The 1,003-nt window shown below is 72.7% G+C and carries 1 protein-coding gene; it reads left to right on the top strand.

All coding sequences use genetic code 11. From position 1 onward, the window contains the following. The coding region (locus G3N93_RS40840; RefSeq protein WP_206135616.1) for an Hsp70 family protein at window positions 1-1,003 on the top strand (1,003 nt) is incomplete at both ends.

The raw sequence follows: 1,003 nt of genomic DNA, 5'->3' as shown, positions 1-1,003 counted from the left end.
GTGATCGGCCGCTACGCGCGCACGCTCGGCGCGCAGGTGCCGGGCCGGCTGGTGACGAGCGCGAAGAGCTGGCTGTCGCACGCGTCGGTCGACCGGCTCGCGGCGATCCTGCCGTGGGGCGCGGCCGACGGCGTCGACAAGGTGTCGCCGGTCGATGCGAGCGCGAGCTATCTCGCGCACGTGCGCGACGCGTGGGACGCCCGTTTTCCCGATGCGCCGTTGGCGAAGCAGGACGTGATCCTGACGGTGCCCGCGTCGTTCGACGACGGCGCGCGCGCACTGACGGTCGAGGCCGCGCGGCGTGCGAAGCTGCCCGCGCTGCGGCTGCTGGAGGAACCGCAGGCCGCGTTCTACGACTGGCTGTACGGCCAGCGCGACACGTTGCGCGACACGTTCGCCGCCGCGCGGCGCGTGCTGATCTGCGACGTCGGCGGCGGCACGACCGACCTCACGCTCGTCGATGTCGCACCCGGCGACGACGGCGAGCCGACTTTCACGCGCGTTGGCGTCGGCAATCACCTGATGCTCGGCGGCGACAACATGGACCTCGCGCTCGCGCGTCTGGTCGAATCGCGGCTGACCGAGCCCGGCACGCGGCTGTCCGCCGCGAGCCTGTCGCAGCTCGTCGAACGTTGCCGCGCCGCGAAGGAGCAGCTGCTCGGCGACGACGCCCCCGAATCCGTCAACGTCACGCTGCTCGGCGCGGGCAGCAGGCTCGTCGGCGGTGCGCGTTCGGCCGAGCTGACGCGGCAGGAAGTCGAGCAGATCGTCGTCGAAGGTTTCTTCCCGCAGGTCGAAGCCGGCGAGTTGCCGCGCCGTGCGCGTGCCGCGATCGTCGAATTCGGGCTGCCCTATGCGAGCGATGCGGCCGTCACGCGGCACGTCGCCGCGTTCCTGAATCGTCATGCCGAAGGCCCGCTGCCCGACACGCTGCTGCTCAACGGCGGCGTGTTCCGCGCGGGCGCGCTCGCCGGCCGTCTCGCGCAGACGCTCGGCGCGTGGC

It is taken from the genome of Burkholderia sp. Se-20378, assembly GCF_017104665.1.
Classification (GTDB): domain Bacteria; phylum Pseudomonadota; class Gammaproteobacteria; order Burkholderiales; family Burkholderiaceae; genus Burkholderia; species Burkholderia lata.
The sequence above is the reverse complement of the archived record's forward strand: the minus strand, read 5'-3'. Positions and strand labels throughout refer to the sequence as shown.